This is a genomic window from Bacillus cereus (assembly GCF_007678085.1).
Taxonomy (GTDB): Bacteria; Bacillota; Bacilli; order Bacillales; family Bacillaceae_G; genus Bacillus_A; species Bacillus_A cereus_BE.
The window spans coordinates 80,734-105,242 of record NZ_VEDW01000002.1 but is presented as its reverse complement, the minus strand read 5'-3'; the positions used below and the strand labels follow the sequence as shown (position 1 = coordinate 105,242).

Genomic DNA, 24,509 nt, shown 5'->3' with positions numbered 1-24,509 from the left:
AAGCAGATCATAGGTGATCTGTTTTCCTATTTTGATATAGGTTCCCCCGCAATAGAATGCACTTTTACTTTCTCCGATTTCACAAACCATAGACCGAAGAAAATAATAATTCCACCAATTATTTGTTGAAACGATACATATTCATTTGCCCATATAGCTGCAAATAAAACTGCTACAAGTGGCGTTATATACATATATACCATCGTATGTGACGCCCCAATTTTTTGAACACCAACATACCACATCACTAAACCAAATACTGTTACAAAGAAAATCGAATATAGTAAAGCAAATAGTGTCATCCCGTGTGTAATGTGAAATGGCATGATAAATACATATGGTCCACTTAACAATAAAAGCGGAATCGCGCCGACTAATGCTGACCATGCGGTAACACGTAATGCTGAATATTTTTTAATTAATGGACCTGCTAAAACAGGATAAAGCCCCCAGCATATTGATGCAATTAGTCCCATTCCATTTCCATAAAAAGAACTAGCAAGTGAATGCCCTGCGACTAAAACTAATGCTGCACCACCAAAGGCAATGATAGAACCGATGAGCTTTCGAGAAGAAAACTTTTCTTGTTTCAAGAAAATCGCAAATAAAGTTGTAAAAATAGGTGAAATAGAAATGAGTAAAGAGGCATTTGTAGCGGACGTATATTTGACAGTTTCCATAAATAATGTTTGATACAGTACAATACCTACAACACTAACGATGATTAATCTAGGTATATCCTTTCGTTCCATATAAACCGACTTTTCAATGAAAAATGTAAGGAGTAACATAAGCGGTGCCGCCGATATCATCCGAAGTGCAGTAAACTCAATTGCTGTAAATTCTAAAAGTCCATATTTCGCAATCGTAAAATTAATCCCCCAAATAATAACGACACTTAAAATTAATAACTCAATCCCCCATCTTCTCATGCGTATCCCCTCCGCAAATAAAATTATACAGAAAATTCAATCATATGTACATTTCATTATGTGAAAAAATTTTTGTATTGTATGGAGAGGTTTGCTGTGTTTGGTATATGAAATTATATCGACTTATACAATAAAAAAAGGTGGTTCCAAAAAACATTTTGGAACCACCTTTCCTTTACTACACTCGAACGTGTAGCTTCATATTTGGATTATAATATTGGCTCGGGCTCTTCAGCTGAAAAGTTCCTCCACCTTCATGCCAATCAACTGTTAACTGATCGTCCATAAATACAAGCTTTGTGCGATCTGCGATAAATTTCATTGTGCTAGATTCGATATCCACATCGCGCTCATCTTTTTCTGCTACAGCTACTAAATCGATAATTCCGCTCATTACACAACCGCAACCTTCATTATCGTAAAATAACTTTATATATTTTGCTTCATTTGGAATCGTATCCATAATCTTGTTATATGCTGCTTCTGTTACAGTAACGTACATACGTTAATCTTCATCCTCTCTTCTCGTATCCTTCCTATATTGTACCACCATTTTTCTCTAAAATTATATACAGAAAATTAAGACTAATATGCGATATATGTAATAAATGCGGTTGTATCACTATGTTCAAATTACTGCGATACCCCATCTTCTTAGGTCTATTCGGTAGCTTTTTTCTTTCTAGCGGAATGGTATTACAACATATACTTCCCTATTCTCCTTCTATTGGTTGGATTTTAGGATTTATTTGTTTCCTAACTGCTTCCTATTTTGCTATAAAAAAATAAGAATTACCTTGAGATTCGTTTGCTGCAAATTTTGATGTGGATGTTACTTTCATTCCACCAAAAATGGTGACTCTAAAACAATTCAACTCTCCCACCTATTTTTGAAATCTAGATACACAATACAATCGACCACACAAAAATATAGATTTCATAATATACATATAGTGGTTCTATTTTTAAAACTAGATTTTCAAAATATAGAAAGGAGAACGTACATGTATCCGCGTAATTGTTTTAGTTGCGACGGTAGACGCAACAGTGGTTCTACCGGAAACACCGGGCCCACTGGTAGCACCGGACCCACCGGTAGTACTGGACCTACGGGCTCTGCCGGGCCTGCCGGAGCTGGTTTCCAAAGTACTACCGCCTTTAGTCTAGCAGCCGCTCCCACCTATAAAAAAGGACAAGTTGTCACTTATACAAGCAGCGGCTATGTTGTAAAAAAAGATGCACCTCAAGGATTTCCGAATGTATCTCCAGATTATATCGTATTAGTAGAAAGTGGACCCACTGGTAGTACGGGGCCTTCCGGCAGTACTGGACCTACTGGCAATACCGGACCTGCCGGAAATACTGGGACTACTGGCATCACTGGACCTACGGGAACCGCAGGTAGTGCCTCAGCAAAAAGTATTGTTTTTCAAGGAACAAATGCTGGTTTTCAACGTATAGCAGGTTCTCCAGGTGTTGATTCTAACGTTATCCCATATGTAACTGCCGGTGCTGGAAATATAGTTGGTTTTGCTGCGTCTATAAATGTAAATAACTTACCTGCTGCTGTTTATACGATTAATATTTGTAGAAATGTCCCCACAAACCTCACTGCCCCTACTTCTAGTTATATCCTATCTACTATTACCTTAACTAGTACTGACAAAATTACCGGAACTATGGTATTTTCCATTAAACCGACGGATAGTGGCTCAGGACAAATTCAAGTGTTTAATCCTACACCAGCAGTAGGTCCCGCTACTATAAATTGGACTAGTATTACAACTGGAAACCCAGTTTCGAGAGGAGATGCTATATCCCTTTATATTACCCCTGGAATTGCTGCCAGTGCTGTATATTCCATTTTTCTAATCACTAATATTTAATTCTCTCTTACAAGTCGTTTATTTAACAAAAAAAGACCCCAATAATTGGGGCCAACAAATAGAAACATAAATGAATGAAAACAAATAACAGACAAGTTTAGTATATACTATTATTGTAAATGCACCCATATATCAGTTTCTAAAAATTATACAATACGTTAATGCAACTAACTTTCTTACCTTTATGAACACGTCTTACTCTCATGCACGATAAAAAAAGGGAGATCCCTCTCAAATAAGCGACCTCCCTTTTAAAAATATTTTTTCATTATAACGGCAATATAACCTTCACCGTCGTTCCAATTCCAACTTCACTTTCAAAACTCATTTTACCGTTGTGGTCTTTAATAATTTTTTCTGTAACTACTAAACCTAAACCAGTTCCCGTTTCTTTCGTTGTGTAAAAAGCTTCATTTAGCTTCGGAATTTTGTCTTTTGGAATGCCGCAGCCTTCATCCTTAACTTGAACAATGATTGCATCTTCGACAGTCACTTTAATCGTAATCGTTCCGCCAACTGACATTGCTTCAATCGCATTTTTTATTAAATTAAAAAATACTTGTTTTAATCGTTTTTCATCGCATGTAATCGATGGTATGTCTTTACTATAAATACCTTGTATGTGCACTCCTTGCTTTAAAGCAGGCTTCCCCATAACTCGAATAACATAAGCGATAATTTCTTCTATATTATGAATTTCTGATTCTGGTGATTTAGATTTCTCAAATCCACTAAGTTCTGTAGCGATTGTATGAATTCGTTCTACTTCTTGTTTCATAATATCACTATATATTTTATCCTCTGGATATTTGTTCGCTTGTTTATTCACAAATTTATCTAAATTCGCTAGAGGTCCTCTAATTTTGTAGCCAATAACTGTTGCCATTTTCCCAACAGTTGCTAGCTTTTCTGTTTGTTCGATCTCTTTATCCATCATCTCAAGCGTACGAACGTAAGATTGAAACCTTAAAAACATAATCCAACATATGATAGTAAATACGCTATATAATGCCATCGGGATTAAAACGAGTGACGATTGAATAATGATTCCTATAAGAGCGTATTTCCCAACAAGTATGCTAGGAACTAACCAAAAATATCTTTTATTCACAAAGAGTGGGGCAAATAAAATAAAAAATCCTTCTACTATATTCCCACCATCAAACTCAGCATCACTACCGTAGTAAATCATAAAATTATGGATAAAATCTAATAGGTTATATCCAATTAGAATAATATATTTCACTGCAAATGGATTCTTCCATTTCATGAAGTATACTCCAATACAAAACAAAATCACCATTAGAAAATAAAGCCATAAACCTAAACCATCTTCAAATTGTCCTACTCCTTCTTGCTCTCCTCCTATTAAAGGTACAATAAATTCGTAGGCAAGATCGTATACAAAAAATATAATGAAAAATAAACTTAAAAATATTTTCAGTGCCTTCATTTCTTCATTTTTAAATATATCGTCTTTATTCATATCGTAACTCCTAGCTTTTCTCCCTCTTGGATTTCATTATTTCCACGTTGCTTCGGGAGTATGATATCTATTCTAGTTCCAATATCTCTTTCACTTGAAATATGTAATTCACCAAGATGCTGCTCAGTAACAAGCCGATTCGCTACCGTAAGACCTAGGCCAATTTTATCTTGTTTCGTTGTATAAAAAGCCTCTTTAACACGAGCTAGATTTTCTTTCTTAATACCGTAACCATTATCGATTACACTTAGCATTACATAATCTCGTCCTCTATTTTCTAACCGTAACTCTAATGTGCCACCTTGCTCCATTGCCTCCAGAGCATTTTTTATGACATATAGAAAGACTCCTCTTATTTTCCGCTCATCACATTCAACTTCTATCGTCTTTTCTTCCACATTAGAAATAAACTGGATGCTAGATTCATTCATTTTTTCGTGAACAATTGTTACTGCTTGTAATGCAATTTCACCTATATTATGTTTCTTATAAACAGAAGGTTTACATGTAGCAACTTCCATTAACTCACTTATCATATTATTCATATTTTCTATTTCAAAAATCATCTGTTTGTAAATAGGGTCCTTCCCATGCTTCTCTCGTTGTAATTGCGTAAACCCTTTTAATGAAGCAAGTGGATTTTTAATTTCATGTCCCACTGTCGCTGCCATTTTTCCGATTACTGCTAATTTTTGTGATTCACTAGCAATCTTAATACTTTCCTTTACCGCTGAAAGGTATTGTATAAATCGATTTAAAATGATATATGCCGCTATTAATACGAGTGTATACATAATGAGGAACATAAACCCTTTTACTTCCTTTAATACAAATAAATAAATAACATATTTCCCTACAATTGTCGAAAGTACAAACACAAAATATTTTTTATTTAAAAATATAGGTACAAAGAAGATGAAAATAATTTCTATTATATTTACTCCATCAAATGCCGCCTCATTATAAAGCATATACGAAAGTATATTAACGATTTCTATTCCTATGTATGCAAATACACATGCATATTTAACAAGGTTTGCTTTCTCTTTTTTTATTAAATATACATTCACACCGAGTATTGCAGTTCCGCAAATAAATTGCCATAGTATGCTATGTCCCTTATCGGTTAGCGATTTATTCTCTAATACGATTGCGTAGAAAATTTGGTATGAAACAACAATGACATACAGCACCCATAAAAAAATTTTTGCATTCCTTTCTTCTTCTTTATATGATAGAAAACTTCCTTTCACTTCAACACCCCTTCAAAATAATATCTCGAAGAATACCATTTATTATAATAAATGATTTTCATAGACAAACAAACATAAATCGAACATTTGAGGAAAATCATCCCAATAAAGCAAAGAATCTTCAGACTATATATAAGCATAAAAGCTATAAACAATAATACGTATATTATGGGAGGTGTTTTATAGGAACGGCAAAAAAATAAAAAAACAGAACAACTGGAATCCTTCACGCGTGAGAATGAAGGAAAGCCTGGTGTCTCAATAGGACAAAATCCTACGCAACTTGCAAACGAATTCATTAAAGCTATGACGAAACAACGCTTTTGGGATAGAGCATATGAATAGGATAGGGGGATAATTTATGTTTGTTACCGTCGAGAAAGATGTGCATATTTTTGTGCAAGACGTTAATCCCGGAAACGGTAGTAAAACCGTGTTCTTCGTCCATGGCTGGCCTTTAAATCATCAAATGTACCAGTATCAACTCAATGTGTTACCACAGCACGGTTTCCGTTGCATTGCTATGGATATACGTGGAAACGGGCAATCTGATAAACCATGGACTGGTTACACATACGACCGTTTAGCAGACGATATCGCCATTGTTCTAGAAGCACTTCAAGTAGAAGATGCTACATTAGTCGGTTTTTCAGTAGGTGGCGCTCTTTCTATTCGGTACATGTCTCGCTACAATGGTCATCGCATTTCTAAACTTGTATTAGTCGATGCTGTTTCCCCCTCTTTCGTTAAAAATCAAGAATCTCCCTATGGTGTCCCAAAAGAACAAGCAGATACCCTCATTAATCAAATGTATGCCAATATGCCTAAATTTTTAAATGATGTATCTTTATCATTTTTTAATAGAAACTTAGGATCTGCTACGTTAGAATGGTTTTCTTATCTCGGTATGCAATCTGCTTCCTACGCTCTCGTCAAAATATTACAAGCTGCCGCAAATGAAGATGTAACGAAAGATTTAAGTAAAATTAACGTCCCAACAAAAATATTCCACGGTGTTCACGATCAACTTATCCCTTACAAAAGTGCCGAACTCACGCAAAAGCGAATCAAAAACTCTCAGTTACATCCTCTTACAAATAGCGGTCACGGCTCTCCAATTGATCAAGCGGATGAATTAAATGAAGAACTTATAAAATTTTTAAATTCATAAAAATCTGTGCCAAATCATGTCGATATAAACGCAGTTTTTGAAAAGGTTAAAATTCACACATTTCTCACAAATTAATCAATAAAACGATTACATTTTCATTTATACTAAATGTACAGGTAATACTCCCTAAACCCAGCTTGTCTGGTTACCCCGTTAAATACTATAAAAAAAGAACTTGTATCGTTATACAAGTTCTTTTTGTTTTTCTATTTAAACAGTATATCTTTACTATACTGTTTTCCAGCAAGCAAATCATATTGGATCATTTTATATTGCTCTAACATTTCTTTTTGTTTCTTTGTTAAATCTGTTATCTCTTCCCCATCTTTATTAACCTTTAACTCCTCTTTAAGGACTGGTATTTCTTTATGCATTTCTGATAAAAATTGATAGAATGTTGATTTATTTATCCCTGCATAATCCAAAACAAGATTAGAAAAATAAATTGGGCTTACTAAACCTAGATTGTCATTTGGTAAATCGAAATTTGCATACATTAACAATGGCGTTTCTGACATAGCTAATCTTTCATTTAGAGTTTCTTCATTCTCTATATATCCAGCTTCTTCATAGATAGCTTTATTTACCCCTAATATTGGTAAGTGATCTCCAAAGAAAACCAATATAGTAGGTCTTTCTAGCTCTTGAATTTGTTCTACTAAATATTTTAGAGCCTCATCAGAACGACGTACCCCCTCAATATATGTTTCTAATTCTGCTTTCGATCCCTCATCTGTTAATCCGTTAACTTCTATTTGTTTTTCTTCAAATCGTCCTGGATTGAATGGGAAATGATTTTGCATCGTAACTGCATGAATAAACGTAGGTTGCTGTCTCTTATTTAATTCCTCTAGTATTTCTTTACTAATAGATACATCGCTAATATAATCTCCAGCTACCTCTACATTGTTCATTGTATCTTCTGCATTGAAATTATCAATTCCTAAAATATTATATACATCATCCCGCTTATAAAACGATCTTCCATAAGCATGAATTGCATTCGTATAATATCCATGTTTTTTCAATTCACTTGCGATAGACGGAATTTCTCTTTGCCCTGTCACCGCTTGTTGATATGGTATAGAACCTGGCTTTAAAAAGCTCATTGAATAGCTCGTTAACGCTTCAAATTCTGTATTTGCTGTGTTCCCTCCGAATACAGGAGCTATTGTTTGTCCACCTGGAAAATTCTCAATATAGTGATGTAAATTCGGCACCGGATCTTCGCTAAACGAAAGATTCATTAGCTTTGTTGGATCCCAAAAAGCTTCACTCATGAAAAATATAATATTTGGTTTCTCAGTCTTCTCTTTTTTTCCTACATCGCTTCCATATTGTTTCTTTATATCATTTGAAATTTGTAGCATAGTTTCTTTTGAATATTCATCTGGCTTCTCAATGACAGTTGTATCTAAGTTACTGACAAATCCTAAAACAAAACCATTATCACCATAGTTTACATTTTGATTCCAGGCCACAAAGGTTACCCCATATTTTTGCAATACACTATTCATAAATGTATTAGGATAATTACTATATGCATACACCATAAAAGTAGAGCCACATATTAAAATAATTCTCGTAATTATATTAGGTTTTATAACCGGAATATGCTTTCGTATATACATAACTAAATATACAAGCAGAGTAATTCCGAATATCCCTAAAAATATAGTCCACCAACTAAAATATTCCATAACCATTGGTATAACGGACTGCATTTGAGTAATCTGTATGAAATCAGACGGATAGAATGGATCTCCTCTAAAAATAAGTTTAAAATGGTTCACAATTCCAAAGATAGTTAACACCAAACTTGTTATCGTGACACTCAAAAAGATTCGTCCAAGCAAACTATACACAAAAACATATATCATATAAATAAATAATAAGCTTAATATATACTGTCCGTATCGAACATAAACCCAGTTATTAACTAATACAAGGCTCATATTCTCTTGTATCATGATATACATCCAATTCATTGTATGGGCAATTAAAAATAGTAAGGCATAAGCTCGAATAGCCGGCCTAAGCTTATGACTGATGCCTTTATTTAAATGAATAATGTATAGTAGTACACTCCACAAAACAATAATGAGTATACTTAACGGTAGTTTTCCATTAAAAAATTCTTTAGTTCTCTCGAATTCGAAAGATCTTAACATAACAAAAAACAGCGTTTCTAAACAGATCGCCCACATTCCACTAAGAATGATAGAAATTAATAGGTTCTTCCTCGACTCTTGACGAGAAAAACTAAGATAAAATTCATCTCTTCTTCGTTGTTGTGTTAAAAAATCAAAACGCAATTTATTCCCTCTTTCCTTTACCCCTTCGTCTCGCATCCACAAACATATTGTCCTATACAAAATACCATATTTGTATGCAGCTAGTCTCCCTATGTGCTTATAATATACACATGTATCCTTAATTTCCCCTTAAAAATACAGTGATACTTTAATTAGTCCGAACCGTTCAGGACTAAACGAGAGAAAACTGCTTCGCTCTATATTCTAACAGCATAAATGAACTATGCTTCACAAAATTGTTACCATAAGAAAAGAACCTACCAACACTGACAGGTTCTCCTTCATTTTAACAGACATGAACATATGTATTATAGAAGAGGATACATCCATACTTTCCATATAATACATACAAATACGATAACTACAAAATCAAAAAAGTCTAATCTCGGGCCCTTTTTCATATTCATTTCTAGCCACATATGAACCCATTTTATTTTTGTATATTTTTGGATGTTTTTCTTTGCAAATCGGTAAACGAGTACTTGCATAATAAAAAATCCGACTACGAAAATGAACAATAAAATGAGAAAATCGACCACAAAATTCCTCCCTATTTTTGCAGCGATTTTTCTACTATATGATTTCTCAAAATCCACTCTTCAAACTGAGCACTTCCAAATTCCCAGCTAAGATCACGAGCATGTACAGAAAAAACGTAATGACCAGCATATTCATCCATAAATCTACCTGTCTCGATCTCATCTTTCTGAAGACCATATGCTCCAAAATTAAAATACACATCCCACACGTCTTCATTCTTCCGCTTATAAGCAATCGATTCCATATCACATTCTGTTCCGAAATAATCAAGATGTAAATGTACGCTATCATCATATTCGTACTCCATTTTATCACCCCTTATATTTGTACTTCTTTATCACCAAAAAAATTCCTGCTATTCACACTCACATATGGGCACTTACCTACATATCATGCTTGTAGAGTGACTTCTAGGAGGTGTTATATAGTGAAAAAATTAATAGCTGTTTTTTGTATCATGTTACTAGCTGTTTTCACATTTGCTGCTTGTAGTAATAAAAAAGAAGGTACGAAAGAACAAACTCAAAACATTCGCATCGGCGAAGTTACCCATTCTCTCTTCTATGCCCCTTTATATGTCGGGATTGAAAAAGGATTTTTTAAAGATGAAGGGTTAAATATTGAACTCCAAACAACAGCCGGCGGAGATAAAACGATGACCGCACTATTATCTGGCGGCATTGATATTGCCCTCGTCGGTTCTGAAACGTCCATTTACGTTCATCAACAAGGTGCAAAAGACCCTATCATTAACTTTGCACAACTTACACAAACAGATGGAACATTTTTAGTTTCGCGCAAAAAATTAGACTCTTTTAATTGGAATGACGTAAAAGGTGTTACATTTTTAGGACAGCGTAAAGGCGGCATGCCGCAAATGGTTGGAGAATACGTTTTAAAGAAAAATGGCATTGATCCTCACAAAGATACGAACTTAGTTCAAAACATCGAATTTGCTAACATTGCAAATGCCTTTGCATCTGGTACAGGAGAATTTGTTCAGCTCTTTGAACCGACTGCAAGTATATTCGAAAAAGAAGGTAAAGGATATATTGTCGCTTCGTTCGGAAATGAGTCTGGTACTGTTCCGTACACAACGTTCATGGCAAAAGAAAGTTTCTTAAAGAAAGATAAAGCTGCTGCTGAAAAATTCACACGTGCTCTCTATAAAGCGCAGCAATGGGTTGATACTCATAGTCCAGAAGAGATTGCTGATGCCGTTTCTCCGTTATTTAAAGACACTTCAAAAGACATTACAGTAAAAGTAATCGAACGTTATAAAAAACAACACTCTTATGCAACAAATCCGCTATTAGACACTGAAGAATGGAAACAGCTCCAAACAATAATGAAAGAAGCTGGCGAATTACAAAAAGAAGTTCCACATGAAGCGCTCGTCAATACAAAAATTGCCGAAAGCGTTATTAAGAAATAGAGGCGAAGTGTATGAGCTTTTTACAAATACGTAACGTTTCTCACTGCTTTTTCGCAAAAGAGAATGCCAAACTAATTCTCGAAGATATGAGTTTACAAGTGGAAGAAGGCGAATTCATTTCTATACTCGGCCCAAGTGGCTGCGGCAAAACAACACTTCTCTCCATTATTGCTGGGCTGCTTGATCCAATTGAAGGTATCGTCTTTTTAGATGGTGAGCCCATTACAACGAAAACTTCATCCATGGGATATATGTTGCAGCAAGATTACTTGTTCCCTTGGAAAACAATTGAAGAAAATATTATGCTTGGACTTCACACCCGCAAAATTTACAATGAACAGACGAAAGAACATACTTTACAACTTTTAAAGCAAGTCGGCCTACATGATGTAGAAGATCAATACCCTCGTGAACTGTCCGGCGGTATGCGTCAACGTGCCGCTCTCGTTCGAACTTTAGCGACCGATCCGAAAATTTTATTGCTAGATGAACCATTCTCGGCGCTCGATTATCAAACGAAATTGAAACTAGAAGATCTCGTTTTCAGCTTACTACGCAAATATAAGAAAACGTCACTACTCGTGACACATGATATTGAAGAAGCAATTGCGATGAGTGATCGTATTTATTTACTACAAGCAAACCCTGGAAAAATTGCAAAAACATTTATCGTCCCAGAAAGCATCCGTTCCTTATCACCGTTAGAATCACGTCACCACCATGACTTCCCATCCCTCTTCCAAGATATATGGAAGGAGTTGGAGCGCCTTGGATAACATAAAGCAACTACATGAACAGTTTCGGAAGAAAGAACGGAAACGTGCATGGTTAGCACGCTCACTACAGCTTTTACTACTCATTCTTTTCTTTGCACTATGGGAGATAGCTAGCAAAAAAGAGTGGATTGATCCTTTACTCTTTAGTTCTCCTTCAAGCATTTGGGATCTCTTCCTTAGTAAATGGATTGACGGTTCACTTTGGGTTCACATATGGACGACATTACTTGAAACAGGATTAGGCTTCATTCTAGGAACAGTGCTCGGCGCTATTATTGCTACTTTCCTTTGGTGGATCCCACTTCTCGCCCGCGTACTCGATCCATATCTCGTCGTCCTAAACGCCATGCCAAAAGTGGCACTTGGTCCGATTATCATTGTAATCTTCGGTCCAAATATTTCTTCGTCAATTGCAATGGGAGTAATCATTTCCATCATCATTACCATTCTCGTTATTTACAGCGCATTTCAAGAAGTCGATTCTAACTATATAAAAGTGATGGACACATTTGGCGCAAATAAATGGCAATGTTATAAGCAAGTCGTTCTCCCTGCATCCTTCCCTGCCATTATTTCAACGTTAAAAGTGAACGTTGGATTATCGTGGGTCGGTGTTATATTCGGCGAACTTCTCGTCTCTAAACAAGGTCTTGGCTACTTAATTAGCTACGGATTCCAAGTATTTAATTTCACGCTCGTCTTACTGAGCGTACTACTCACCTGTGTCCTCGCAACACTTATGTATGTGTTTGTTGAGGCATTTGAAAAACTTCTAATTGGGAAACGAAAAAGAAGCTGACTTAGAGCAATAGACTATAGTCAGCTTCTTTCTTTACCTTTTATCACACATCTTTGTTTCATTTGTAACGTTACCATCCGCAACTGTAACTGTATGGAAACAATCTTTCACACGTACTGTAACGACATTTTCTTTTCGATCTATTACATGATAATCATCATACTTTTTATTTAATGCACTACGAATTTGCTCTCCTTCAAAAATCGGAAAACCGTGAGACATTACCCAAATGAGACCAGCAACCGCAAGAATCGTTTTCATACGTTTCATTACCTCCTTGAGAGTAAACTTATAGTCCCTACAATATGCGCATTATAATTGTGTCTAATTTGTGACATTTTTATACTAATTCTCTTTTAAAGCTTCAGTTCCTTCTTCTTTTTTAAAAAAGACAGAATTTTCAATTTTATCAACAAAAAAACGCAAAGAACTAAATTCTTTACGTTTTCGTAGCTAAAATATATAACTCGCATTATTGTTCACTTTATTGTTCACTTTATTGTTCACTTTATTGTTCACTTTGTTGTTCTATCGTTTTCGAAACATCATATAATCCCGTCAACACTTCCGCTCTCATTTTTACAAGCTCAGGGAACTGATAGAAGAACGCAATTTTTTTATACTTTAACTCCGATCCTTCTTTCACTTTTTTTGAGTCTTGCAAAATAAATGCTGTAAACGTATCTGCAATATCTTCCGCTACATTTGTCGTTCCATACTGTGATACAAACTCCTCATGCTTTTCTTTAAAAAATTCAATTTGAGTTTCTTCACTTTCTTCTACTTTCTTTTCTGTCCACTCCTGCTCAATGTCCTTCCAGAAAGAGTTATAAAATTGATTAATATAAGATTTTTCCTTCGTACATCCCTCTTGTAAGAAAAGCGTTTCACAGTTACTTCTGTACTTTGAAATATCTTTATCTTCTTCAAAATCCTTTACATACTTTTCATCTACTGGTATTTGCTTATGCCCGAGCGTCAACACGTGAGCCGTCTCGTGAATTAATGTTTTCATCACTTCATCGATATTTACCGCCGAATCAAGCGTATCTAAGCTAAGAGTCCAGTCTTTCGGATTCTCCATACTCGGCATAACGTGGGCAACAACGCCGTCATAACCATCCGTGATTAAATCAAATTCTGTTATATTCCCGCGATATTTAGCTGGAATGAGAGTACGGTACATATCCCATAAGTCTTCATGATAACCTTTATCTTGACGCTGTTGTAGTACCTCTTCTTTCGCTTCTTTATCTTCAGCGAATACTTTATTTAAACGTTTCCGTTCTATCTTTTCAAAATAAGGATCTACAATTTCATCACCATCAATATAATAAGATGCTAAAAAGAAATAATTTTCGTCATCCTCTTTTTTCTGCTCTGCCTCTTTCATATCCGCACTTTCATGCTCTTCTATCTCATAATCTTCTACTGCTTCAAGCTCAGATAATCCATCTATTTTTTCATATACTTTTTGAAGTTTCTTATCTCCTATTTCCACACATTCTTCTTCTGTTTTACAAATTTCTTTTTCCTTCACGCTCTTCATAGAACTATCGCATCCTGCTACTAAACCCATTGCGACGATAAACCCTACTAACTTGCCATACAATCTCTTCATATAAACCTCCGTCGTTCATTCTACAAAAATATCATAATCAATTTCTAACGAATGTGCGATACTTAATTATACAAACTGTAAGGAGGTTTCTCATGATTCGAGCAGTCTTATTCGACTTAGATGGAACACTATTAGATCGGCGCCAATCTCTAGAACAATTTATTCATGATCAATATAATCGCTTTTCCTCTCACTTAATGAGCATAGAAAAATCAGAGTATTGTTCTCGGTTTCTTGAACTCGATAATAATGGCTATACGTGGAAAGATAAAGTATATGCTACTCTCCTTTGCGAATACAATATTACCACTTTAACGCAAGAGCAACTGCTGCACGACTATATTACTAACTTTCAACATCATTGTATTCCTTTCCAAAACATGCATGAATTACTTCAGCGTTTAACACAAAAAAATATGAAAATTGGCATTATAACAAACGGATTTACTGACTTTCAAATGAACAATCTTCGCGCACTAAACATACATACGTATACAAATACAATTCTCGTTTCTGAAGCGGAAGGAATTAAAAAACCACATCCTGCAATTTTCGAACGAGCTTTGCACAAGCTGGACGTTAAGGCCACAGAATGTCTTTACGTTGGAGATCATCCAGAAAACGATGTGCTTGCTTCTGAACGAGTAGGGATTCTTGGTGTGTGGAAGCGAGATTCATTTTTGGATGGCTTTGAGCATCCACGTGTAGTGAACGATTTGTTGGAGGTGCTTTCGTTTTTAGAGGTAAAGATGAAAACAATATGATAGTACATGGGATTTTATTAGCGATATGGCAAGAAATATTAACTTATCAACAAAAATCATAAAGAAAGAGGAGGCCGTTATTCAAAAATGCCTCCTCTTCCTTTATGATTCATATACTGTAAACTGCGGTTTACTCGGATGATCTTTAACTTGTGCATCATCTGGAAACTTTGAAACTTTTCGATATAGGGCAATGTCACCGATACAACCTGCTGTTAGTAAAATCCCTAAAAATGAGATGGATTGCACATTCGTAGCTAACCCAATTATAATTGGCAAAATTCCAGTTGGTAAAAACGGTAGCATTAATACTTTCTTCATTTGCTTTACTGTAATTGCCTGTTTAGAATGAGCGTATGCAACGCCTAATTTCCAATTGACGCCCCATTTCAGTTCACCCCACGGAACGCCTCCGATATAGCGAAACCCTATTAAATGTATCGCTTCATGAATACAAACAAGAACAATCATTACGATAATAAAAAGAAACAGGGTTGGTAACGTAATTTCGATTTGAAATCCGCCTGAAAGAAGTGAATGTAAAAAACTAACTCCAATCGCTAGAGCGAATGCTATACAACATGAATAGAAATTTAATTTAACCATCGAAACAGTAACAGTCGTTTCTTTTCTTTTATTCATCTTTCCCCCTCCTAAAATATAAATATATCTTTACAAAATTGTATAATATACCCAAAATTATGTAAAGATATATTTACATTCATTCTTGCCCACAAAAAAAGAAACCGGCCACTTTACTTCGTAAAACAGCCGATTTCTTCTATATGTTTCATCGTACGTGCCAATACATCGTCACGCATTATAAAGCTAAATTTTCTATCCGTTTTAATGTTATCAGGAATGTCTGTTAATAAAACAGATCCTTTCGTTTCTTCGTAATGCGTATGTTCTTCTACCGCACTAATTGTTGCAAAATAAATGTTTTTAATGATTATTTTGTCTTTTCCAGATACTTTATATTGTCCTAAGTAAGTTAAATCAGAAACTATGCCGCCGGTTTCTTCATGAACCTCTCGAACTGCCGCTTCTTCCGGTGTTTCCCCAAGTTCCACTTTACCACCTGGAAATTCAAGACCGCGACGTAAATGATGCGTTAATAACCATTGATCCCCGTACCGGCATACAACCCAAACATGCTTTGGCTCAGGAGAAAATGGATAACGTTCAAACGATAATTGTACAGTGTTGTGGTAATAATCTTTAAATTTGTACATGCCATTACTCCCCTATTGATGGTTACAAGTTTTTCCTACCACAAATTGTAGCATATTCTAGCTTTTCTGCATAATATTATCCAATTACAATCCATTGATTATTCCCATTTGCGCGACTAATTCTTTCGTCTCATGATTTCCTAAATCGTAAATCATTTTATATGCTTTTTGTAGTTGTTCATCATATCGGTCATTATTTGAATCGTGATGATACTCAACAAATGGAACGTGAGAACGTACAAATGAACCTAAATCCTCTACATATGCTTGATCGAAGTACTCTCTTAACTCCGTAATTTCCTCATCACTTGCGGAAATCTCAAAATTATACGTATCCGCCGTCTTCACTTGTGAAATTTGACCGTTTCCTATTGATATATAATATGTTTTTTTCGTCTCCATGTAACACCCTTCTTTCATCCTTTTAATTTCTATTGTTTTCATCAATTACAAAATTATGTAAAATAAAGAAAAGGAGGGATTTCATGTTCAAAATATTAATTATCGGTATTATAATCGTCCTAGTCATACTAGTACTCTCCGTCATGACGATTAATAAAGGCTATGCATATAAACATTCTGTTGATAAACCAGAAGATAATCCTTATACAAAAAACAGTAAGAAGAATTCATAATACGCTTCATATACTACTTATTTTAGCCTATATCATACTCAGTATTAGTTTACTGACAGGTCAACATAACTTTCACAATCTCTATTAGGAGCTTTACCGTTTCTCATTGTTATTGAGCAAATAAAAAAAAGGATTCAGGAATAGGCTTTATTTGTATTGCTGCTAGAGCTTTCTCTTGGATTGTTCTTATCATTACCTACATAAAGTGAAACTTTAATCAGTGGGGGTTTTGTTCATCCCCCACCTAACTTCTTTGCTTTCGCTGAATTTTGAGGTGGGGGTCTTACTGCCCGTTAAATGCAGGATAAACTAGAAGGAGGGTTTTTATGTTAAATGGCGTTCGAATTACTTTTGCACTTATCGCTTTATGTATAGCAATCTATGGTTTTATTAGCGGTAACAGAGACATTATGCCTTATATGTTCTTTTTCTTAGGATTAATGGCTTTCACTATAGCGCTAGGAGAAATAAAACAAGACAGAAAATCTAGCGGTATACTTGCTTTTATGGCAGGTGCTGGTGCTTTATTTCTTAGCTTCTCAGAGCTATTCCGGTAAATAGTTTATTTAAAAGGTGGAGATTTGTATGCTAAAAACCTTTCGCATTATATCCGCTCTTATCGTCATCGTTCTCGCTCTATCCATAATATTTACAAACGCACTTGTTACAATGCCTTATATGCTCATCGCCTTATCTATTATGACCTTCATCATGAGTGCAGAAGAAAAACAGAAACAAAAGAAAGTACATAGTACACTCTCCTTCTTTTCTGGCGTATTCACTTTAATCGTTGCTATTATAATTTTTGTCTCTCAATAACTAACTTTCTACTAGGAGGTTAAAATGCATATAAGAAAGTTACAGCTAACCATCGTTTTTATTACTTTAATCTTATGCTTATACAGCACCTTTACAATGAACTTTCAAACCTTTTCACCTATCATTTTGTTCCTCTTTAGTTTATATGGCATTTTAGTAGGAATGGAGACGATTCAAAAACAGCAAAAACAAATTGGAGCTATTAGCATCGGTTTAAGTCTTTTTACGATTGTTTTTGTTATTCCATTTATAATGTTCTTTTAAAGGAGGATTATATGTTTAAAAACATTCGAATTATAATATCTTCTATCGCACTTATTCTCGCCATATTTAGCTTCTTCGCAAACCTCACTATCCTTTTACCATACGTTTTTATCCTTTTAAGTAGTATGTTTATCTTTTTTGGAATTGATGAAATGAAAAAACAAGAAAAAGCTAAGGCATTTGTTTATTTTCTCGGTTCTGCCTTTGTTTTGTATGTTGGGGCGTCTAGTATACTTTCATAAAAAAAGAAGAGCATTTCAGCTCTTCTTTAACTCACCATTTTCAATCCAATAATCGTTCCCATAATTCCAACGATACAAATAATCCGAAAAGCATTTTTCGGCTCTTGAAAGAATAAAATACCGACAACTGCTGCACCAAGCGTCCCAATTCCAGTCCAAACTGCATATGCAATTGATAACTGAATTTCTTGAAGCGCCATCGTTAAAAATTGAAAACTAATAATAAAGCCACCTATTAAAATAATATTATTCGTCCAATTATTATCCTTTGCTACTTTCTTTATCCCAATTACACCGACAATTTCAAAAAGCCCGGCTATAATTAAATACATCCACGCCATTTTATTTCACCTCTTCCTTGTCGCCACTAAATTTCAATCCGATAATAAATAGTGCCAATAAACAAACAAGGAAAATTTTAATAAACGAAAATGGCTCTTTAAAATACACAATATCTATTACTATCGTTCCAACTGTCCCAATTCCAGTAAAGACTGCATATGCCGTTCCAATTGGGATTCTTTTCGTTGCTTCAATTAATAGATGAAAACTAACTAAAATTGCAATAAGTGTCAAAATGCTCATCGAATTTGTTTTTAATCCTGTTGCCCAATATATTTCAATTAAGCCTCCAAATACTAAATACAGCCACGCCCTATTTGTACTAATCTCCTCTTTCACTTCTTCTTTTTCCTCTTGTCGTATTTCTTGTTTTGAAGAGCTACGCTTCTTTTTCGGAAAAAAAATGTAAGACATCGCCCATATAAAATGAATCATAAGTACCGATGTCCAAACACTGATAATGGTATTAATAGTTTCATTTTGATAAAAACCGATTTGTTTATTTAAAATCCATTCTTTCATATGAAGAAAATAAGAACCGCTCGGTAACTCTTGAGCTGGTACAAGCTCTACTACGAAAATAAATAGTAGCTGCGCAAGAATGAAAATGCCCACATGTTTATAAAAATATTGCCGCTCTAATCGTGCGTGCGCCTTTCCATATAGTTTCTCTTTTTGCATAGCTGTCATTTATCTTCCTCCTTTTTCAAATAATACTCTACCATTTCATCTATATACTTCATTGTTACCGAATCAAGTCCATATACTTTTGCAATCTCTCCCTCTTCAGGTCTAATTAATTCCCAATACTTATTTATTAATTGTTCATCTTCTTGGAACACATGCATAGAAAAAGCCACTACTTTCCCCGCTAATTGTTGAACTTCTGGTGAATCTACTGGTTCATTTATACGCTCGCGAATTTCTCTTAATACTTGCAGCCACTCTTGCGTTCTTTTATCGTTTTCTTCAAATGTTGGTAACCCCTGAATAATCTGCTGCTCTTCCTCATTAAAATACCTTTTCCAAAATTTCTCCCTCTGATCAATTCCCTGTACTGATTTTATAAATAACATTAAATCTTCAGTTCTAAGCTCTCCTGTTAATTCAATGGAATGGAATGAAATGTTGTATATAGTAGCTTTTCTAAACCCTGTAATCTTTTTACTTCCCTTTGTATTGTTTGAATTTCATTTTGAATCGCATTTTTCCATCTTTCTTCTTCTGAAATCCCCTTTTCTTCTTTTAATACTTCTTTTATTTCTGAAAGCTTAAAACCAAGCTGTTTAAAAGTTGTGATTTGCTGCAATGTAATTACATCATCTTTTGAATAGTAACGATATCCTGAATCGGCAACATACGACGGTTGTAACAATCCAATTTCCTCATAATATCTAAGTGTTCTCGTCGTTACATTCGTTTCTTTTGAAATTTCGCCAATGCTATACTTATCCATCATTTCCTCCCTTTACTTACTTTATTTATCCCTACTATAAACTTTGACGTATACGTTAAAGTCAATACTCTTCATAACATACATTTCTACAAATAAAAAAACTGCCCTTTCACAGGCAGTTTTTCCTTCTTATCCAAACACTTTCTCAAGTTCATCTTTATCTTGGCTTAACCAGAAGTTCATTAAGCGTTGTGCTCCTTCTAAGTCATGAAGCTTCGCTTGACCACATTGTGTTTCATTTGCAGCTGGAATTTCTGTAATTTGAACCGCATCTTTTAATGTTAGTTCTAATAAATCAATGATTTCTCGAACCGTTGGTGTTCCGCTTACTACAAGATAATATCCTGTTTGGCAGCCCATTGGTGAAATATCGATAATATCAAAATGCGGATAACGATCAATATATTTACGTAAATTAAATGCTAATAAATGTTCTAACGTATGAATAACATCTGGTTTCATTGCTTGTTTATTCGGTTGGCAAAAACGAATATCGAATTTATTTACAATACCGTCACTACCTACATTGTGAACTCCGCAATGTCTTACATAAGGCGCCTTTACAATCGTATGATCTAATTCAAAGCTTTCTACTGATGGCATACAACATCTCTCCCGCTTTTAATTTAATTCCGTTATATCCAATATGATATAATGGAAATGCACATTAGTAAAGTATTATGTACAGTCGTGCTATAATACTTTAAGAATATGCCGAAAAGGAGACCATTATGAAACAGATTTTTATTGGGATTATACGCTTTTATCAAAAGTTCATTTCTCCGATGACACCACCAACTTGCCGTTTCTATCCAACTTGCTCTCATTATGGATTAGAGGCATTTCAAAAACATGGTGCATTAAAAGGGTTTTTGCTTACATGTAAGCGTATATTAAAATGTCACCCTTTCCACCCGGGAGGATTTGATCCTGTCCCAGATAAAAAGGATGACAAAGTAAATTCTTAATTGTCGTAGCCATTCACAACTAAATCTAATTTTCCTGTGTCAGGGTTAATAACAAGACCATGAACAGGTACTTCTTCAGGAAGTAACGGATGGTTACGAAGTACTGATACGCTATGTTCTACGCTTTCTTCTACACTAGAGAAACCACGCAGGAATTGTTCTAAATCGATTCCAGAATAACGAAGTGTATCTAATTTTTCTTCTGTTACACCGCGCTCTTTCATCTTCTCAATTGTACTGCTCGCTTGAATTTTTGCCATACCGCAATCGTGGTGACCAACTACACATACTTCATCAGCACCAAGCTCGTATACAGCAACTAAAATACTACGCATAATACTTCCAAACGGATGTGAAATAACAGCACCTGCTACTTTAATAATTTTCACATCACCGTTACGCATATTCATTGCTTTCGGTAATAGTTCAACAAGACGTGTATCCATACAAGAGATAATGACCATCTTTTTGTTTGGAAATTTCCCTGCTACAAACTCTTCATATCTCTTCTCTTCAACGAATTTTTCATTGTACTGCAAAATCTCTTCTAATGACTTCATAGTAAGGAACCCTCTTTTCTCTCATTTACACTACATAAACAGTGTACCAAAATATGAAAAACACAAAAAGTATATTGTAATATTATAAAAGCAATATATTTTTAGATAACCGACATAATTCTTTCAAAATATACACACAGCTTTGTAACAAGTCTCACATACTACACTGCTATTTTCACTATAAACTAATTGTAGATAATGTAAAAAAGGAGTGAATATTTATTATGTCCGACGTTCTGTTACTGAGTCGTTTTCAATTTGCAATTACTATTTTTTATCACTTTTTATTTGTACCTTTGACAATCGGACTTGTTATTTTAGTAGCATGTATGGAAACTCAATACGCCCGCACATTGAATCCAACATACCGCAAAATGGCAAATTTCTGGGGGAAATTATTTACAATTAACTTCGTCATGGGGATAATAACCGGGATTACGATGGAGTTCCAATTTGGAACAAACTGGTCTGAGTACTCCAAATATATGGGAGATATTTTCGGATCACCTCTCGCAATCGAAGCACTCGTTGCCTTCTTCTTAGAATCTACTTTCATGGGAATATGGTTATTCGGTAAAGACAAAATCTCACCAAAGTTCCGCGCCTTCTGTATGTGGATGGTTGCACTTGGAACAAATATTTCCGCCCTTTGGATTATTACAGCAAATGGCTTTATGCAAAATCCTGTTGGCTACGTCGTACGTAACGGCCGCGCTGAATTAAATGATTTCTGGGCACTTGTTACAAACCCATATGCTTGGAACATGTTCTTCCATACTGTAATTGGTTGTTATATCGTTGGTGCTTTCTTCGTTATGGCAATTAGTGCCTATCATTTATTACGTAAAAACGAAGTGGAATTCTTCAAAAAATCATTCAAATTTGGTTTACTGTTAGGTTTATTCGCCGCAACTGTTACACCGTTTATGGGCCATCAATCTGGTGTATCAGCAGCTAAATATCAACCAGCAAAAGGAGCTGCGATGGAAGCAGTTTGGGAAACTGGAAAAGGACAAGGCTTCTCGATTGTTCAAATTCCTGATGTGAAAAACGAAAAAAACTTTGAATTCCTTACGATTCCGAAACTAGGAAGTTTCTTCTACACAAACTCATTTGATGGAGAGATTGTTGGTTTAAAAGATATTCCGAAAGAAGATCGCCCAAACGTTAACCTCGTGTACTATAGCTTCCGCTTAATGGTTGCACTTGGCATGTTCTTTATGGCATTAACTTGGTATGGCTTCTATTTAAACCGAAAAGGAAAACTAGAAAACTCAAAACGTTATTTAAAAATTACAATGTGGTCTGTTTTACTACCATATATCGCAATTAACGCTGGTTGGATTGTTGCCGAAGTAGGTCGTCAACCATGGACAGTTTATAAACTAATGCGTACAGCAGAATCTGTATCACCTATATCCGTTCCACAAATTTGGTTCTCATTAATTAGTTTAATCTTGTTCTACACTTTACTTTTAATCGCAGACGTATACTTAATGCTGAAGTTCGCGAAAAAAGGACCTGCAGCATTAGAAGAGCCTGCTACTGAAGGAGGTACTGCTCATGTCTCATGATATGCTCGCAATTATCTGGTTCGGTTTATGGGGTGTGATTTGGACAGTTTATTTCATTCTTGATGGGTATGCACTTGGTAACGGAATGATTTTCCCTTTCGTTGCGAAAGACCGACAAGAACGAAATCAATTGCAAGAAGCAATTGGCCCTTTCTGGGGTGGTAATGAAGTATGGTTAATTACAGCTGGTGGCGCAACATTTGCTGCCTTCCCAATCACATATGCAAATATGTTTAGTTACCTATATACACCACTATTTTTAGTATTACTTGCACTGTTTGCTCGTGCTGCCGGACTTGAATTTATGCATAAAGATGATTCACCAATTTGGCAAAAAACTTGTAAATGGACATTTACAATTGGTAGTTTCCTAATCGCCTTCTTATTCGGAGTTACGTTCGCTAACCTTTATTACGGACTACAAATCGGAAAAAATGGCTATGAAGGAAATTTACTTAGCTTACTAAATCATTACGGTATTTTAGGAGGTCTGTTCTTCACTGCTATATTCGTCGTATCTGGTGCCCTCTGGGTTATGATTAAAACGACTGGTGAAGTATCTGATCGCGCTTATAAAATCGCAAGACCATTTTCAATGGCAGCTGCTATCATTTTAGCTATTTTCTATGTAGCAACTGCAAATCGTACAAATTTATTCCAAAACTTCACGGAATATCCTGTACTATTCATTCTTCCAGTACTTGCCATGTTAATGAGTGTACTCGCACTTATTATGGTGTACAAACATAAAATCGGTCTTGCATTTACATTCGTTTGCTTAACAATCGCAATGTTTATGACAACTGGATTTGCAGGTATGTTCCCAAGAATGTTGCCGTCACGTATTAACGACGCGTATAGCACAACGTTATACAACGCAGCAGGTAGTCAATTAAACTTAAAAATTATGTTCTTCGTTGCAATGGTTATGGTACCGATTGTTATTGGATATCAACTTTGGAGCTACAGTATCTTTAAAAACAAAATTCATAAAGACTCTGCTAAAGGGTATCACTAAAATGAAAAAAGACACTTCGTTTGAAGTGTCTTTTTTACGTATGATTTTTGATAAGATGTTATATTTCCAATCTAACAACTATAATACAGAAGAATCATTAACAGCTCACAGCTAGATTGTAGCACAGGGCCAGTTCATCATTTTATGCAATTTTACATATTTCTCTATAAAGTAAATTGTATTCCCTGATCATTCGCATCGCTATCCCTTACATCTGATGTACTAATACCACTAAATGTTTGTACTTTTTTTCCTGTATTCGATGATCCTGATCCATTATAAGCCTTCGTTTTTTCAATTGGCTGCACGTTATATTTATCACCTAAGTTAATTGTTCCGTTACAATTTTCAATAATAACACCTTCCACAATTGACGGCATTTTGTCACCTACTTTCATTTCGTTACTTTTATTTTATG

The 24,509-nt window shown here is 35.1% G+C and carries 31 protein-coding genes and 2 pseudogenes; 15 read left to right on the top strand and 18 right to left on the bottom strand.

The annotated features are described in order from the left end of the window. Positions 1-26: 26 nt before the first annotated feature. Positions 27-932, bottom strand: a complete 906-nt coding sequence (locus tag FS742_RS09605) for a DMT family transporter (RefSeq protein WP_144612160.1) — start codon at positions 930-932, stop codon at positions 27-29. Between the two features lie 178 nt (positions 933-1,110). Then, entirely contained in the window at positions 1,111-1,434 is a 324-nt protein-coding gene (locus FS742_RS09600; protein ID WP_144612159.1) for an iron-sulfur cluster biosynthesis family protein, read from the bottom strand. Positions 1,435-1,936: 502 nt separating this feature from the next. Here FS742_RS09600 and FS742_RS09595 point away from each other — a divergent pair. Then, on the top strand, positions 1,937-2,818 hold the full coding sequence (locus FS742_RS09595) for a collagen-like protein (RefSeq protein ID WP_144612158.1): 882 nt from the start codon (positions 1,937-1,939) through the stop codon (positions 2,816-2,818). Positions 2,819-3,086: 268 nt separating this feature from the next. On the opposite strand, the gene FS742_RS09590 is transcribed toward FS742_RS09595, so the two are convergent. Together FS742_RS09590 and FS742_RS09585 are read right to left on the bottom strand one after the other, a co-directional pair. After that, entirely contained in the window at positions 3,087-4,304 is a 1,218-nt protein-coding gene (locus FS742_RS09590) for an ATP-binding protein (RefSeq protein ID WP_144612157.1), read from the bottom strand. Continuing rightward, positions 4,301-5,557, bottom strand: a complete 1,257-nt coding sequence (locus FS742_RS09585) for an ATP-binding protein (protein WP_144612156.1) — start codon at positions 5,555-5,557, stop codon at positions 4,301-4,303. Before FS742_RS09585 ends, FS742_RS09590 begins: the two co-directional genes overlap by 4 nt. Positions 5,558-5,918: 361 nt before the next feature. On the opposite strand from FS742_RS09585, the gene FS742_RS09580 reads away from it, so the two are divergent. Beyond that, positions 5,919-6,728: an alpha/beta fold hydrolase gene (locus FS742_RS09580; protein ID WP_144612155.1), complete on the top strand. Its 810-nt coding sequence runs from the start codon at positions 5,919-5,921 to the stop codon at positions 6,726-6,728. A 206-nt stretch (positions 6,729-6,934) separates the two neighbouring features. Here FS742_RS09580 and FS742_RS09575 read toward each other — a convergent pair whose 3' ends face one another. From FS742_RS09575 to FS742_RS09565, 3 genes are all read right to left on the bottom strand, one after another. After that, a complete protein-coding gene (locus FS742_RS09575) occupies positions 6,935-9,079 on the bottom strand; it encodes an LTA synthase family protein (RefSeq protein WP_144612903.1) in 2,145 nt (714 codons plus the stop codon). Positions 9,080-9,351: 272 nt separating this feature from the next. Beyond that, positions 9,352-9,582: a hypothetical protein gene (locus FS742_RS09570; RefSeq protein ID WP_144612154.1), complete on the bottom strand. Its 231-nt coding sequence runs from the start codon at positions 9,580-9,582 to the stop codon at positions 9,352-9,354. 11 nt (positions 9,583-9,593) lie between these two features. Then, a complete protein-coding gene (locus FS742_RS09565) occupies positions 9,594-9,890 on the bottom strand; it encodes a DUF3986 family protein (RefSeq protein ID WP_144612153.1) in 297 nt (98 codons plus the stop codon). Between the two features lie 120 nt (positions 9,891-10,010). Between FS742_RS09565 and FS742_RS09560 the strand changes: the two genes are divergently transcribed. From FS742_RS09560 to FS742_RS09550, 3 genes are read left to right on the top strand one after another with little or no spacing between them, the layout of a single operon-like run. Then, entirely contained in the window at positions 10,011-11,018 is a 1,008-nt protein-coding gene (locus FS742_RS09560) for an ABC transporter substrate-binding protein (RefSeq protein ID WP_144612152.1), read from the top strand. A gap of 11 nt (positions 11,019-11,029) precedes the next feature. Then, positions 11,030-11,794 (top strand): ABC transporter ATP-binding protein, encoded by a 765-nt coding sequence (locus FS742_RS09555; protein WP_144612151.1) that lies wholly within the window; start codon positions 11,030-11,032, stop codon positions 11,792-11,794. After that, positions 11,787-12,593, top strand: a complete 807-nt coding sequence (locus FS742_RS09550; protein ID WP_144612150.1) for an ABC transporter permease — start codon at positions 11,787-11,789, stop codon at positions 12,591-12,593. The genes FS742_RS09555 and FS742_RS09550 overlap by 8 nt, the downstream gene beginning before the upstream one ends. Before the next feature lie 33 nt (positions 12,594-12,626). On the opposite strand, the gene FS742_RS09545 is transcribed toward FS742_RS09550, so the two are convergent. Together FS742_RS09545 and FS742_RS09540 are read right to left on the bottom strand one after the other, a co-directional pair. Further along, positions 12,627-12,854, bottom strand: a complete 228-nt coding sequence (locus tag FS742_RS09545; protein WP_000849118.1) for a hypothetical protein — start codon at positions 12,852-12,854, stop codon at positions 12,627-12,629. Positions 12,855-13,101: 247 nt separating this feature from the next. Continuing rightward, entirely contained in the window at positions 13,102-14,214 is a 1,113-nt protein-coding gene (locus FS742_RS09540; RefSeq protein WP_144612149.1) for a recombinase family protein, read from the bottom strand. 92 nt (positions 14,215-14,306) lie between these two features. Here FS742_RS09540 and FS742_RS09535 point away from each other — a divergent pair, with 92 nt between their 5' ends. Next, on the top strand, positions 14,307-14,978 hold the full coding sequence (locus FS742_RS09535) for an HAD family hydrolase (RefSeq protein WP_144612148.1): 672 nt from the start codon (positions 14,307-14,309) through the stop codon (positions 14,976-14,978). A 102-nt stretch (positions 14,979-15,080) separates the two neighbouring features. Here FS742_RS09535 and FS742_RS09530 read toward each other — a convergent pair whose 3' ends face one another. From FS742_RS09530 to FS742_RS09520, 3 genes are all read right to left on the bottom strand, one after another. Next, the gene (locus FS742_RS09530) at positions 15,081-15,620 is read right to left on the bottom strand and encodes a DUF3267 domain-containing protein (RefSeq protein WP_144612147.1); all 540 of its coding nucleotides are present in this window, start codon (positions 15,618-15,620) and stop codon (positions 15,081-15,083) included. 113 nt (positions 15,621-15,733) lie between these two features. Beyond that, entirely contained in the window at positions 15,734-16,213 is a 480-nt protein-coding gene (mutTA, locus tag FS742_RS09525; RefSeq protein WP_000276386.1) for an antimutator 8-oxo-(dGTP/GTP)ase, read from the bottom strand. A gap of 84 nt (positions 16,214-16,297) precedes the next feature. After that, positions 16,298-16,615, bottom strand: coding sequence for a hypothetical protein (locus tag FS742_RS09520; RefSeq protein WP_000448410.1), 318 nt, complete (start codon positions 16,613-16,615; stop codon positions 16,298-16,300). Between the two features lie 83 nt (positions 16,616-16,698). On the opposite strand from FS742_RS09520, the gene ytzI reads away from it, so the two are divergent. The 6 genes and pseudogenes from ytzI to FS742_RS09490 all read left to right on the top strand — a co-directional run bounded on the left by ytzI (position 16,699) and on the right by FS742_RS09490 (position 18,173). Beyond that, a complete protein-coding gene (gene ytzI / locus FS742_RS09515; protein WP_000472802.1) occupies positions 16,699-16,848 on the top strand; it encodes a YtzI protein in 150 nt (49 codons plus the stop codon). Continuing rightward, positions 16,841-17,057, top strand: a pseudogene (locus tag FS742_RS09510) (hypothetical protein). Before ytzI ends, FS742_RS09510 begins: the two are co-directional and overlap by 8 nt. Positions 17,058-17,174: 117 nt before the next feature. Continuing rightward, positions 17,175-17,405 (top strand): YczI family protein, encoded by a 231-nt coding sequence (locus FS742_RS09505; RefSeq protein ID WP_144612146.1) that lies wholly within the window; start codon positions 17,175-17,177, stop codon positions 17,403-17,405. Between the two features lie 28 nt (positions 17,406-17,433). After that, the gene (locus FS742_RS09500) at positions 17,434-17,667 is read left to right on the top strand and encodes a DUF3953 domain-containing protein (RefSeq protein ID WP_144612145.1); all 234 of its coding nucleotides are present in this window, start codon (positions 17,434-17,436) and stop codon (positions 17,665-17,667) included. A gap of 24 nt (positions 17,668-17,691) precedes the next feature. After that, positions 17,692-17,931 (top strand): hypothetical protein, encoded by a 240-nt coding sequence (locus FS742_RS09495; RefSeq protein ID WP_144612144.1) that lies wholly within the window; start codon positions 17,692-17,694, stop codon positions 17,929-17,931. Between the two features lie 11 nt (positions 17,932-17,942). Next, the gene (locus tag FS742_RS09490) at positions 17,943-18,173 is read left to right on the top strand and encodes a YczI family protein (protein ID WP_144612143.1); all 231 of its coding nucleotides are present in this window, start codon (positions 17,943-17,945) and stop codon (positions 18,171-18,173) included. A 26-nt stretch (positions 18,174-18,199) separates the two neighbouring features. On the opposite strand, the gene FS742_RS09485 is transcribed toward FS742_RS09490, so the two are convergent. From FS742_RS09485 to luxS, 4 genes and pseudogenes are all read right to left on the bottom strand, one after another. Continuing rightward, complete coding sequence (locus tag FS742_RS09485) at positions 18,200-18,514, bottom strand: DMT family transporter (RefSeq protein ID WP_000312450.1); 315 nt, start codon at positions 18,512-18,514, stop codon at positions 18,200-18,202. Position 18,515: 1 nt separating this feature from the next. Beyond that, the gene (locus FS742_RS28195) at positions 18,516-19,205 is read right to left on the bottom strand and encodes a DMT family transporter (protein WP_144612142.1); all 690 of its coding nucleotides are present in this window, start codon (positions 19,203-19,205) and stop codon (positions 18,516-18,518) included. Further along, positions 19,202-19,971, bottom strand: a pseudogene (locus FS742_RS09475) (MerR family transcriptional regulator). The gene FS742_RS28195 and the pseudogene FS742_RS09475 overlap by 4 nt, the downstream one beginning before the upstream one ends. 129 nt (positions 19,972-20,100) lie before the next feature. Continuing rightward, positions 20,101-20,574 (bottom strand): S-ribosylhomocysteine lyase LuxS, encoded by a 474-nt coding sequence (luxS, locus tag FS742_RS09470; RefSeq protein WP_001141371.1) that lies wholly within the window; start codon positions 20,572-20,574, stop codon positions 20,101-20,103. 128 nt (positions 20,575-20,702) lie between these two features. Between luxS and yidD the strand changes: the two genes are divergently transcribed. Next, positions 20,703-20,939: a membrane protein insertion efficiency factor YidD gene (gene yidD / locus FS742_RS09465; protein WP_016085830.1), complete on the top strand. Its 237-nt coding sequence runs from the start codon at positions 20,703-20,705 to the stop codon at positions 20,937-20,939. On the opposite strand, the gene FS742_RS09460 is transcribed toward yidD, so the two are convergent. Then, positions 20,936-21,499 carry a beta-class carbonic anhydrase gene (locus FS742_RS09460; RefSeq protein ID WP_048529555.1) on the bottom strand — a complete coding sequence of 188 codons (564 nt, stop codon included), beginning with the start codon at positions 21,497-21,499 and terminating at the stop codon, positions 20,936-20,938. The two genes, yidD and FS742_RS09460, sit on opposite strands and share 4 nt — an antisense overlap. 224 nt (positions 21,500-21,723) lie before the next feature. Between FS742_RS09460 and cydA the strand changes: the two genes are divergently transcribed. Together cydA and cydB are read left to right on the top strand one after the other, a co-directional pair. Then, a complete protein-coding gene (cydA, locus tag FS742_RS09455; protein WP_061677535.1) occupies positions 21,724-23,073 on the top strand; it encodes a cytochrome ubiquinol oxidase subunit I in 1,350 nt (449 codons plus the stop codon). Then, a complete protein-coding gene (gene cydB, locus FS742_RS09450; protein WP_144612141.1) occupies positions 23,063-24,091 on the top strand; it encodes a cytochrome d ubiquinol oxidase subunit II in 1,029 nt (342 codons plus the stop codon). Before cydA ends, cydB begins: the two co-directional genes overlap by 11 nt. A gap of 164 nt (positions 24,092-24,255) precedes the next feature. On the opposite strand, the gene FS742_RS09445 is transcribed toward cydB, so the two are convergent. Then, positions 24,256-24,489 (bottom strand): spore germination protein, encoded by a 234-nt coding sequence (locus FS742_RS09445; RefSeq protein WP_144612140.1) that lies wholly within the window; start codon positions 24,487-24,489, stop codon positions 24,256-24,258. Between the last annotated feature and the right edge of the window lie 20 nt (positions 24,490-24,509).

Coding starts and splice junctions, on each gene's coding strand:
- mutTA (WP_000276386.1), bottom strand. CDS start 16,213: ATGTACAAATTTAAAGATTATTACCACAACACTGTACAATTATCGTTT.
- FS742_RS09575 (WP_144612903.1), bottom strand. CDS start 9,079: ATGCGAGACGAAGGGGTAAAGGAAAGAGGGAATAAATTGCGTTTTGAT.
- FS742_RS09520 (WP_000448410.1), bottom strand. CDS start 16,615: ATGGAGACGAAAAAAACATATTATATATCAATAGGAAACGGTCAAATT.
- luxS (WP_001141371.1), bottom strand. CDS start 20,574: ATGCCATCAGTAGAAAGCTTTGAATTAGATCATACGATTGTAAAGGCG.
- FS742_RS09445 (WP_144612140.1), bottom strand. CDS start 24,489: ATGAAAGTAGGTGACAAAATGCCGTCAATTGTGGAAGGTGTTATTATT.
- FS742_RS09490 (WP_144612143.1), top strand. CDS start 17,943: ATGTTTAAAAACATTCGAATTATAATATCTTCTATCGCACTTATTCTC.
- yidD (WP_016085830.1), top strand. CDS start 20,703: ATGAAACAGATTTTTATTGGGATTATACGCTTTTATCAAAAGTTCATT.
- FS742_RS09540 (WP_144612149.1), bottom strand. CDS start 14,214: ATGAAGAGATTGTATGGCAAGTTAGTAGGGTTTATCGTCGCAATGGGT.
- FS742_RS09485 (WP_000312450.1), bottom strand. CDS start 18,514: ATGGCGTGGATGTATTTAATTATAGCCGGGCTTTTTGAAATTGTCGGT.
- FS742_RS09500 (WP_144612145.1), top strand. CDS start 17,434: ATGCTAAAAACCTTTCGCATTATATCCGCTCTTATCGTCATCGTTCTC.
- FS742_RS28195 (WP_144612142.1), bottom strand. CDS start 19,205: ATGACAGCTATGCAAAAAGAGAAACTATATGGAAAGGCGCACGCACGA.
- FS742_RS09605 (WP_144612160.1), bottom strand. CDS start 932: ATGAGAAGATGGGGGATTGAGTTATTAATTTTAAGTGTCGTTATTATT.
- FS742_RS09600 (WP_144612159.1), bottom strand. CDS start 1,434: ATGTACGTTACTGTAACAGAAGCAGCATATAACAAGATTATGGATACG.
- ytzI (WP_000472802.1), top strand. CDS start 16,699: ATGTTCAAAATATTAATTATCGGTATTATAATCGTCCTAGTCATACTA.
- FS742_RS09545 (WP_000849118.1), bottom strand. CDS start 12,854: ATGAAAACGATTCTTGCGGTTGCTGGTCTCATTTGGGTAATGTCTCAC.
- cydA (WP_061677535.1), top strand. CDS start 21,724: ATGTCCGACGTTCTGTTACTGAGTCGTTTTCAATTTGCAATTACTATT.
- FS742_RS09580 (WP_144612155.1), top strand. CDS start 5,919: ATGTTTGTTACCGTCGAGAAAGATGTGCATATTTTTGTGCAAGACGTT.
- FS742_RS09555 (WP_144612151.1), top strand. CDS start 11,030: ATGAGCTTTTTACAAATACGTAACGTTTCTCACTGCTTTTTCGCAAAA.
- cydB (WP_144612141.1), top strand. CDS start 23,063: ATGTCTCATGATATGCTCGCAATTATCTGGTTCGGTTTATGGGGTGTG.
- FS742_RS09535 (WP_144612148.1), top strand. CDS start 14,307: ATGATTCGAGCAGTCTTATTCGACTTAGATGGAACACTATTAGATCGG.
- FS742_RS09590 (WP_144612157.1), bottom strand. CDS start 4,304: ATGAATAAAGACGATATATTTAAAAATGAAGAAATGAAGGCACTGAAA.
- FS742_RS09565 (WP_144612153.1), bottom strand. CDS start 9,890: ATGGAGTACGAATATGATGATAGCGTACATTTACATCTTGATTATTTC.
- FS742_RS09595 (WP_144612158.1), top strand. CDS start 1,937: ATGTATCCGCGTAATTGTTTTAGTTGCGACGGTAGACGCAACAGTGGT.
- FS742_RS09505 (WP_144612146.1), top strand. CDS start 17,175: ATGTTAAATGGCGTTCGAATTACTTTTGCACTTATCGCTTTATGTATA.
- FS742_RS09460 (WP_048529555.1), bottom strand. CDS start 21,499: ATGAAGTCATTAGAAGAGATTTTGCAGTACAATGAAAAATTCGTTGAA.
- FS742_RS09530 (WP_144612147.1), bottom strand. CDS start 15,620: ATGAATAAAAGAAAAGAAACGACTGTTACTGTTTCGATGGTTAAATTA.
- FS742_RS09495 (WP_144612144.1), top strand. CDS start 17,692: ATGCATATAAGAAAGTTACAGCTAACCATCGTTTTTATTACTTTAATC.